We start from the raw sequence: 9,064 nt of genomic DNA, 5'->3' as shown, positions 1-9,064 counted from the left end.
CCGGCGAGGTTAAGCAAGGTTTTCCAAGGAAAGGGCCTCGATGCAGGTAGGCGCTTTCCTAAAGCGTTCAGGAGGTCACCGCGTCTTCAGAAGAACGCGTCGACCCGGAAATAGATCGGGTGCTCGCGCCGCTCGATGGCGCTGGGCCGCTCCAGCGAGCGGGCGAAGCCGACGCTGGCGGCGAAATAGCGGCCGCGGGCATCCAGTTCGATGGCGTTGCCGCTCATGCGCCCGCTGGCGCCGTCGTTGTAGCGGTCGTGGCGGATCACGCCGACGTCGTAGGCGAAGGCCACGCCGTATTCCTGCAGCCAGGGCCGCAGCGGCGCCCATTCCACCGCGCGCCGCCAGCGCAACTGGTTGCGCCAGTAGCCGCCGCTGTCGCCGGTCAGGGTCTGGTCCTTGAAGCCGCGCACCGAGCTGTTGCCGCCGAGGCTGATGCGCTGCGGGCTGAACAGCACGTCCTCGCTCCTTTGCCCGGTGGCCAGGCTGTCGAAGCTGAAGCGCTCGCCCCATAGCTGGAACGGCTGCAGGTAGCTGAGGGTCAGGCTGTACTTGTCGTAGCGCGCATGCGGATCGCCCGCGTGCGGGTGGCCGCGACCCTGCGCGCCAAGGGCGCCGATGCCCTGCTGCCAGCCGAGGTCGAGGTTGACGAAGCCGCTGCCGATCCGCCGGCCATGGTTGAAGCCGAGCTGGGTCTCGGTGATCCGCGTGCTCTGGTCTTCCAGGCGGGTGTCTTCGACATAGTTGTTGGTGCGCTGGTGGCTGAGCCCCAGGCTCATGGCGGTCTTGCTCACACCGTCGCGGTGCAGCACGCGTTCGGCGCGGAACTGGTGGCTGCGGCTGTCGCCATCGAGCTTGAAGGGGAAGCCGCTGGCCTCGTTGCGCGTGCGGTAGTCGCTCTGGCTGTAGCCGTAGGTGAAGGTCCACCAGCCCCAGGGCAGGCTGTAGAACAGGCTCTGGCTGTCGGAATGGCGCCAGCGGTCGGTCACCGCGTCGCGGTTGGCGCGCAGGTTGAGCTGGTCGGCCAGGCCCAGCGGGCTGTCCCAGTCCAGGCCCAGGCCCATCTGCTGCTCGCCGGTACTGACGTCGCCGTCGTTGTTGCGCGTGGCGGAGACCCGCCAGGGCTTGTCGCGCTCGCCCTTGAGACGCACCCGGCTGCCGCCGACCTCGCTGCCGGGCACCAGCTCCAGTTGCGCCTGGCGCGACGGCAGGCGGCTCAACTGGTCGACCAGTTGCTCCAGCTCGCGCAGGTCGAGCAGCTCGCCGGTCCTGCCCGGAAAGCTCATCGTCAGTTCGCGCGGGCTGGCCAGCGCGGAGCTGTCCAGGCCCTCCAGGCGGCCTTCGACGACGATGATGCGCAGGGTCCCGGAGGCCAGGTCCTGCTGTGGCAGGTAGGCACGGGTGGTGACGTAGCCGCGATCCAGGTAATGGTCGGTGACGGCCTTGAGCAGCGCATTGAGCTGGCCGACGCCCAGGCAGCGCCCCTGGTAGGGCGCCAGCAGTTGGCGACGCGCGCTTTCGCCGAGGTGCCCGGCGCCTTCCAGCTCGATGCGGCGGATCTCGAAGCAGCGCTCGTCGTCGCCGGAGGCATCCGCAGCGGCGGGCGCTCCCTTGCCGGGCAGTTGCTGGAGTTCCTCCAGGCGCTTGCGCTGTTCGTCCAGCAGGCGCTGCTGGCGGTCGCGGATCAGGTCGCGGTCGCCGGGGGAGGTGAAGGGGGCGGCGCTGGCAAGAAGCGGCAGTAAAACCAAGCCAGCGACAACCGCACGATAGCTAGAACGCAACATCCGATGTCCTGCGAGTTCCCTTCAATATCCACCGCATAGCTAAACGACATGGGCGTGTTGAGGGGGGATTAGTCCAAAAGTAGGAATGCTAATCCAAACAGGGACAGGAAGGAATGGCACTTTGCCTTCATTGCGTCGTCCTGGCTGTACGGACGTTTCAGGATCGATGCGATGTCGTCATTTTCGTAATGGGAAGGACCTATCGGTCTCCAGGCAGCGCTCGGCCGGGTTCTGGTGAGCTGATTATTTGCGCTCGTGGCCCGGCAGAAAGAAGCCCCGCCAAGGCGGGGCTGCTTTGACGCAGACTCGAATTCACTTCACCGGCAGGTCCTTGCCCCACAGGCGCACCGCCTTGATCCCTTCCGCGCCGCCTTCGAAGACGAAGGTCTGGCGGATGCCGGCCTTGGCCGGGACGGTGACGTCGTCGGGGTTGGCGAGGGCGACCAGGGCGTTGGAGTAGCCGTCGTTGTCGATCACCAGCAGCGCGCCGGTCTGGGTCAGGTTGATCAGGCGCACGGTGGCGTCGCTGTCGTTCTTGAAGCCGAGGGTGACGGCCAGTTGCTGGTCGCGCGGCTCGGTCTTGAGCACTTCGACCTGGCCGATCTCGGCGAAGCCGGCGTTGTCGGAGACCACCTTGGCGCCATCGGCGCCCTGGGCCGACTGGCGGCCGCTGGTGATGCCCTCGCTGACCCCGCCGAGGAGGTTCTTGCCGGTCTCGATGGCCGAGGACACCGCGGCCTTGGCCGCATCCTTGACCGAGCTGCCCTCCTCCGCGGCCACGGCGCTGCCGGCGGCCAGGGGCAGGAGCAGTCCCAATGCGGCGATCCTTGCGTTCATTCGTCCATCCTCTGGTGGTGTGGGAGGCAGCCAGACTAACAGCCGTCTAGCGGCCGTTCCAGTGGCGCGCCCGGCGCTTGCGCCACCAGATGTAGACACCGGTCAGCGACAGCCCGGCGATGGCCAGGCCGAGGGCGGCGATGGCGATGCGTCCCGGCAGGCCGGCGATGCGCCCGCCGTGGATCGGGTACTGCAAGCGGTAGAAACGCTCTCCCCAACTGCCCTGCCCGGCGACTTCCTGGCCTAGCAGGCGGCCGTCGCTGCCGTGGAAGAACAGCCAGGACTTGCCCATGGGGTCGTCGTGGTCGCCGAAGCCGGCGCCGAAGAAGTTGTATTCGAAGCTGTAGTACAGCTCGCCGATCGGCTCGGCGATGCCCAGCCGCGCCGCTTCGACGCTGGCCAACTGGAAGGTGCGGTCGTAGTCCAGGCGGGTCTCCCCCAGTTGCTCCCTGGGCAGCCGCCCGCGCGCCTCGTAGACGCTCGGTTCGATCGGCGAGAACAGCGATACCAGCGGCTTGAACACCTGGCTCGGCAGGTTCAGGGCGACGCTGCTCAGCGCCACCGGCGCCAGCAGCAGCCAGAGCCAGAGGCCGCCGGCGCGATGCAGGTCGAAGTTGAAGCGGTAGGCGTTGCCGCGCTTGATCTTCCAGGCTGTCGTCCACTTGCTCCAGAACGGCCGGCCGCGCGGCAGGGTCAGCCAGGCGCCGACGAAGCAGTCGAGGAACCAGAACATCGCCACCCCGCCCATCAGGTACAGGCCCCAGTTCCCCGGCAGGGTCAGGTTGTGGTGGAACTCCAGGACCCAGGGAACCAGGTTCGCCGGCTGGAAGCAGCAGGCCGCCCAGAGGCGCTTGCCGACTTCCTCGCCGCTGACCGGGTCGAGGTAGAACACGTCGTGCTCGACCTTGGCGCCGGCCTCGCGCGGCACGGTGGCGAGCAACGCCGGATGCCCGCCCGCCTCGGGATACTCCATGTACCACACCAGTTGTCGCGGATAGCGTGACTCGACGCGTTGCACCAGGCTGCCCGGGGAAAGGCGCTCGCCGCCCTCGCCCACGGCGTAGAAGCCGGGGTTCAGCCATTCGTCGATTTCATGATGGAATGCCAGCAGGCTGCCGGTGAGACCGGCGAGGAAAAGGAACAGCGCGGTAGCCAGACCGACATAGCGGTGCAGCAGGACCAGGACGGGGCGCATGGGGGCTCCAGGTAACCAGGGTACGGCCGGCGACGCCGGCGAATGCCCGGCGCGTACGTCGCGCGCCGGGCTGCTTGGCCGGTACCGCGGCGCTGGCGCCGGGGCCCGGGTGGACGGTCAGAACTGGTAGTTCACCGTCGCGGTGACGTTGCGCTTCTCGCCGAAGTAGCAGAAGTCCAGGCTGTAGCAGGACGCCACGTAGTCCTTGTCCAGCAGGTTGTTGGCATTGAGGCTGACGTCCAGGCCTTTCAGGCCGAGCTTGCCGAGGTCGTAGCCGATCCGCGCGTCGACCAGGGTGTAGTCCGGCACCCGCAAGGTGTTTTCCTTGTCCGCCCAGGTCTCGCCGACGTAGCGAGCGCCGCCGCCGATGCTCAGACCGCTGAGCGGGCCGGCGTCGAAGGCATAGTCGGCCCACAGCGAAGCCATGTGCTTGGGCGCCTGGTTCGGCGTATGGCCCTGGTTGCCGTCCAGCGACTTGGTGTAGGTGATGTCGGTGTAGGTGTAGCTGCCGAGCAGTTTCAGGTTGTCGCTGAGCTGGGTATGGGCCTCCAGTTCGAGCCCCTGGGAGCGCACTTCGCCGACCGAGGTGTAGAAGTTGTCCTGGGGTTCCTTGGAGGCGACGTTTTCCTGGGTGATATGGAACAGCGAGGCGGTGTAGAAGCTGTTGCTGCCCGGCGCCTGGAACTTCAGGCCGAGTTCCCACTGCTTGCCCTCGGTGGGCGCCAGGGGCGTGCCGGAGGCGTCGGAATAGGCGTTCGGGTTGAACGACTCGGAGTAGCTGACGTAGGGCGCCAGGCCGTTGTCGAACAGGTACAGCGCGCCGATCCGCCCGGTGAATTTCTCCCAGTCATCGTCGGCCTTGCTGCCGGTGCTGCGGTTCTTGTCGGTGACGCTGACCCAGTCCTGGCGCAGGCCGAGCGAGAAGCGCCACTGGTCGATGTCGATCAGGTCCTGGAGGTAGACGCCGGTCTGCTCCAGGCGGCGGGTGTGGTTGTCGTCCGGGAAATAGCTGATGGCGTCGTCGCCGTAGACCGGGTTGAACGCGTCCAGCGCCGAGGCCGAGCCGGAACGCCAGTCGACCACGGTGCGCCGGCGCTGGTAGTCGAGGCCGGTGAGCAGGGTGTGGCGCGCCGCGCCGGTGGCGAATTCGGCCTGCAGCATGTTGTCGACGATATACGCCTGCAGGTGCTCGCGGGCGCCGCTGAAGTAGCGGTTCAGCTTGTTCGGCTCGCTGGCGCTCCAGCCGTAGGCGTAGACCTGCGACAGGTCGACGTCGGAGTCCAGGTAGCGGAAGTTCTGCCGCGCCGACCAGACGTCGTCGATGCGGTGCTCCAGCTGGTAGCCGAACATCCGCTGGGTGCGGTCGAAGTCGTCCTTGCTCGGCTCGCCATCGAAGAACTCGCGGGAGATGTGCCGGCCGTTGTGGTGCGACAGGGTGCCGTCGGCCGGTACGCCGCCGTGGTAGCCCCCGTTGGGATCGTGTTGCAGGTAGCCTTGCAGGGTCAGGGTGGTGTCGTCGCTGAAGTCGATGGCCAGGGTCGGGGCGATGGCGTAGCGCTCCTCCTTGACGTGATCGAACTGGGTGTCCGAGCCCTTGCCGAGACCGACCAGGCGGTAGGCGATGCGCTTCTCCTCGTCGAGCGGCCCGCTGAAATCGAAGCCCATCTCCTTCTGGCCCATGTTGCCGATGCTGCCGGTGATCTGGCGGTAGTCCTCGTACAACGGCTTCTTGCTGGTCAGCGCCACCAGGCCGCCCGGCAGGCTACGGCCGTAGAGCACCGAGGACGGCCCCTTGAGCACATCGATGCGTTCGAGGAAGTACGGGTCGACCTGCATCGAGCTGAAGGTACCGCTGTCGCCCATGGCCTTGAGGCCGTCGAGGTAGATGTTGTCCACGCTGTTGTCGGCGAAGCCGCGCATCACCACGTAGTCGTAGCGGTTGGAGGCGCCGACCTGGCCGGTGAAGATGCCGGGGGTATAGCGCATCGCCTGCTGCACGGTCTTGGAGGCGGTGTCGTCGATCTGCTCGCGGGTGATCACCGAGACGGTCTGGCTGGTTTCCAGCAGCGGCTTGCTGGTCTTGGTGGCGATCTGGCTATGGGTGGCCAGGTAGCCATCGGTGCTGCCCAGGTTGTTGCCGAGGGCGAAGACCTCCACCGCCTGCATGTTCAGCACATCGCCGTCCTTTGCCGGCGCCTCGCGCAAGACGAAGCTGCCGTCGCCCTGGTCTTCCGCTTCCAGCGGGGTGTCGGCGAGCAGCCGGGCCAGGCCCTGCTGCACGGTGAAACTGCCGCGCAACCCCTGGGAGCTGTAGCCACCGGTCTGCGCCGGAGTGGCCGAGAGGGTGATGCCGGCTTCGCGGGCGAAGCGGTTGAGCACGTCGCCCAACTGTCCGGCGGGGATCGCATAGGGCCGCGCCTGTTCCGCCGCCGCTTCGGCGGCCGAGGCGCAGAGCGGCGCCGCGCCGGCCGCCATGGCCAACGACAGCAGGGCCGCGCGCACCGAACGGCTCAGGCGCGAGGCGCGGGGGAAATCGAGGGACGACGGGGCATTGCGGAGGACGACGGCGGTGGCGGTCATGAACGGGATCCGTTGGAGTCGTTGAAGGGTGTTCAATCGGTAAAGCCGGACCAGTCGCGGAAAGCCGACAAAAATAATGAAAATAATTTTCAGTGCGTTTCGCTCCGGACGAAAGCAAGCGTCCACGCGGCCGCCGGCGCGACTCAGGCGGCGACCACCCTCACCCACCAGCGGGTATGTCGCTGCAGGCGCACCGGCAGGGTCCGCGCGAGCACCTGCAGCAGCTTGTCGGTGTCGTCCAGGCGATAGACCCCGGACAGGCGCAGGTCGGCGACCTCCGCGGCGCAGCCGAGGTAGCCGTTGCGGTAGCGGGCGACCTCGGCGAGGAAATCGGCCAGGCGCATGTCGCGGGTGACGATGAGGCCATCGGCCCAGGCCACGGCGTCCATCTGCGGCCGTTCGAGGCGCCGCACGCCGTCGGCGGCGATCCGATAGCTCTGCCCCGCCTCGGCCACCGGAGCCTGCAGCGGACGCGCGCCGAAGGCATCGATGCGCACCGAACCCTCGCTGACGCTGAGACAGGTGGCGGCATCTTGCAGGCGTACGTTGAAACGGGTGCCGAGGGCCTCGAACAGCCCTTGCGCGGTACGTACCCGCAGCGGCCTGTGCGTGGGCGATTGCGTATCGGCGCCGCTGGCGAGGAAGATCTCGCCGCGGGCGAGGAGGATCAGGCGCTGGCCGGCGTCGTAGCGCACGTCGACCGCGCTGTCGGTGTTCAGTTGCAGGCGGGTGCCGTCGACCAGCTCGATACTGCGCCGCTCGCCGGTGGCGGTGCTGTAGTCGGCGCTCAGGCGCTGCCAGGGCAGGCTATCGCGACCGACCCAGGCCACGGCGCCGCCGGCCACCAGCAGCGACAGCAGTTTCAGCGCCTGGCGCCGCTGCAGGCGCTGCGCGCTACTGTCCAGGGTGCCGTAGGCGACCCCGCCGGGCAGCGCCTTGAAGCGTCCTTGCAGTTCTTCGTTGAGCGCGCTGACCTGCTGCCAGGCCCGCTCGTGCTCGCCGTGCTCCGCGCGCCAGGCCGCGCAGGCGCGCTGCAGGCGATCGTCGGCCGGCTGCGAGCGCAGGCGGACCAGCCAGTGGATGGCCTGCCTGACCACCGCTTCGTCGACCCTACCGCGCGTCCCGTCCACGGCTCCGCTCATTCGCCGTAGCGCAGCAGGTAGCAGTGGTACAGCGCCTCGGCCACGTAGCGCTCGACGCTACGCTGGGAAACCCCCATGCGTTCGGCGATCTGCCGGTGGCTGAGGTCTTCGCACTGGGCCAGGAGGAAGGCGGTGCGGACCTTCGGCTTGAGCCCGTCGAGCATCCGCGAGATTTCCTCCAGCAGTTCCAGCACCAGTTCCCGCGCCTCGGGCGACGGCGCCTGTGCCTCGGGCAGGTGGGCGATGCTTTCGAGGTAGGCGCGCTGCAGTTCCTCGCGACGCCAGTGGTCGATCACCAGGCCGCGGGCGATGGTCCGCAGGAACGCGCGCGGCATGCCGATCTCGCGCAGTTCGCGCTTGAGCAGGATGCGCAGGAAGGTGTCCTGGGCCAGGTCCGCCGCGTCCGCCGCGCAGCCCAGCTTGCCGCGCAGCCAGTTCTGCAACCAGCCATGGTGCTCGCTGTACAGCGCATGCATGGCGCGATGGTGGGCGCTGAGAAGGATCGGGGCGGACATGGGAAAGTCGGGGCGACACATGAATGATAATGAATCGCATTGTCGAGAAGCCGCGGCCTTTTTGCAATAGCACCCGCCGGCCGGCGCCCTACTCGGCCGCCGCGCCTTCGCGCAGGCAGGCCAGCAGGTCTTCGCTGGCACGGTCGCGGTGCGGTTCGTCGCGCCAGCACATGCCCACCGCGCCCTCGCCGGGAATCTCCAGCGCCAGCCTGGCCACCAGGCCGAGCCCGGCAAGGTGCTCGACCACCCGCGCCGAGCCGATGGACAGCATGTCGCTGCCACGCAACAATTCGATGTTGGCCAGCATCGACGATGACTCCAGGCGGTAGGCCGGCGGCTGCCGGCCGCCCTGGGTCAGGGCCATGTCGAGCTTGCTGCGGATCGGCGAGCCGGGCGGCCAGACGATCCAGTCGTAGCGCCGCACGTCTTCCCAGTCCAGCGCGGCGGCCTGGGCCAGGGGGTGACCGGGGCGCGCCATCACCACGATCGCCTCGCTGTAGAGCACCTCGCAGCGCAGGCTGGCGCGCGGCGCATAGTTGTCCAGGCGCCCCACCACCACATCGAGCTGGCGTTTCTCCAGCCGCTCGAGAAGGCCGTTCATGGTGCCTTCGAGCAGTTCCACCTGGGCCCCGGGGTAGCGTCCGAGGAACGCCCGCAATGCGCGCGGCACCAGGCTCGGCGCGGAGGCCGGCGACGTGCCGAGGAGCACCCGGCTGCCGCTGCCGCTGCGCATCGCCTCGAGGTTCTGCCGCGCCCGCTCCATCTCGGTGAGTACGCGCTGGGCGTGGTTGAACAGGGTCATGCCATAGGGCGTCGGGCGCAGGCCACGGGCGTGACGCTCGAACAGCGGCGCGCCGACGTCCTCCTCCAGTTCCTTGAGCCACTTCGACAGGCCCGGTTGGGTGGTGTGTGCGGCCCGGGCGGTGCCGCTGAGGTTGCCGGTCTCCATCAGGCTGACCAGCAGTTGCAGGTGTTGCAGGCGCAGGCGGCGGGTCCAGTCCATCGCAAGCC

7 protein-coding genes are annotated in these 9,064 nt (G+C 68.1%); all 7 read right to left on the bottom strand.

Features of this window, described 5'->3' with window-relative positions:
* Positions 1–86: 86 nt before the first annotated feature.
* The 7 genes from tpsB1 to FHW81_RS27705 all read right to left on the bottom strand — a co-directional run bounded on the left by tpsB1 (position 87) and on the right by FHW81_RS27705 (position 9,056).
* A complete protein-coding gene (gene tpsB1 / locus FHW81_RS27735; protein ID WP_023095558.1) occupies positions 87–1,784 on the bottom strand; it encodes a two-partner secretion system transporter TpsB1 in 1,698 nt (565 codons plus the stop codon).
* 312 nt (positions 1,785–2,096) lie between these two features.
* The gene (locus FHW81_RS27730; protein ID WP_003120098.1) at positions 2,097–2,621 is read right to left on the bottom strand and encodes a hypothetical protein; all 525 of its coding nucleotides are present in this window, start codon (positions 2,619–2,621) and stop codon (positions 2,097–2,099) included.
* 46 nt (positions 2,622–2,667) lie between these two features.
* On the bottom strand, positions 2,668–3,816 hold the full coding sequence (locus FHW81_RS27725) for a PepSY-associated TM helix domain-containing protein (RefSeq protein WP_003113288.1): 1,149 nt from the start codon (positions 3,814–3,816) through the stop codon (positions 2,668–2,670).
* Positions 3,817–3,933: 117 nt separating this feature from the next.
* Positions 3,934–6,396 carry a ferrioxamine receptor FoxA gene (gene foxA, locus FHW81_RS27720; protein ID WP_003116885.1) on the bottom strand — a complete coding sequence of 821 codons (2,463 nt, stop codon included), beginning with the start codon at positions 6,394–6,396 and terminating at the stop codon, positions 3,934–3,936.
* Positions 6,397–6,539: 143 nt separating this feature from the next.
* Positions 6,540–7,526: an anti-sigma factor FoxR gene (gene foxR / locus FHW81_RS27715; RefSeq protein WP_003113290.1), complete on the bottom strand. Its 987-nt coding sequence runs from the start codon at positions 7,524–7,526 to the stop codon at positions 6,540–6,542.
* A gap of 8 nt (positions 7,527–7,534) precedes the next feature.
* On the bottom strand, positions 7,535–8,053 hold the full coding sequence (locus tag FHW81_RS27710; protein ID WP_003089775.1) for a sigma-70 family RNA polymerase sigma factor: 519 nt from the start codon (positions 8,051–8,053) through the stop codon (positions 7,535–7,537).
* Between the two features lie 88 nt (positions 8,054–8,141).
* A complete protein-coding gene (locus FHW81_RS27705) occupies positions 8,142–9,056 on the bottom strand; it encodes a LysR family transcriptional regulator (protein ID WP_003089777.1) in 915 nt (304 codons plus the stop codon).
* Positions 9,057–9,064 lie beyond the last annotated feature (8 nt).

Origin of the sequence: Pseudomonas sp. RC10-4-2, assembly GCF_050433085.1 — a bacterium.
Classification (GTDB): Bacteria; Pseudomonadota; Gammaproteobacteria; order Pseudomonadales; family Pseudomonadaceae; genus Pseudomonas; species Pseudomonas aeruginosa.
This window is presented reverse-complemented; position numbering and strand designations above follow the sequence as displayed.

Coding starts and splice junctions, on each gene's coding strand:
- tpsB1 (WP_023095558.1), bottom strand. CDS start 1,784: ATGTTGCGTTCTAGCTATCGTGCGGTTGTCGCTGGCTTGGTTTTACTG.
- FHW81_RS27730 (WP_003120098.1), bottom strand. CDS start 2,621: ATGAACGCAAGGATCGCCGCATTGGGACTGCTCCTGCCCCTGGCCGCC.
- FHW81_RS27725 (WP_003113288.1), bottom strand. CDS start 3,816: ATGCGCCCCGTCCTGGTCCTGCTGCACCGCTATGTCGGTCTGGCTACC.
- foxA (WP_003116885.1), bottom strand. CDS start 6,396: ATGACCGCCACCGCCGTCGTCCTCCGCAATGCCCCGTCGTCCCTCGAT.
- FHW81_RS27710 (WP_003089775.1), bottom strand. CDS start 8,053: ATGTCCGCCCCGATCCTTCTCAGCGCCCACCATCGCGCCATGCATGCG.
- FHW81_RS27705 (WP_003089777.1), bottom strand. CDS start 9,056: ATGGACTGGACCCGCCGCCTGCGCCTGCAACACCTGCAACTGCTGGTC.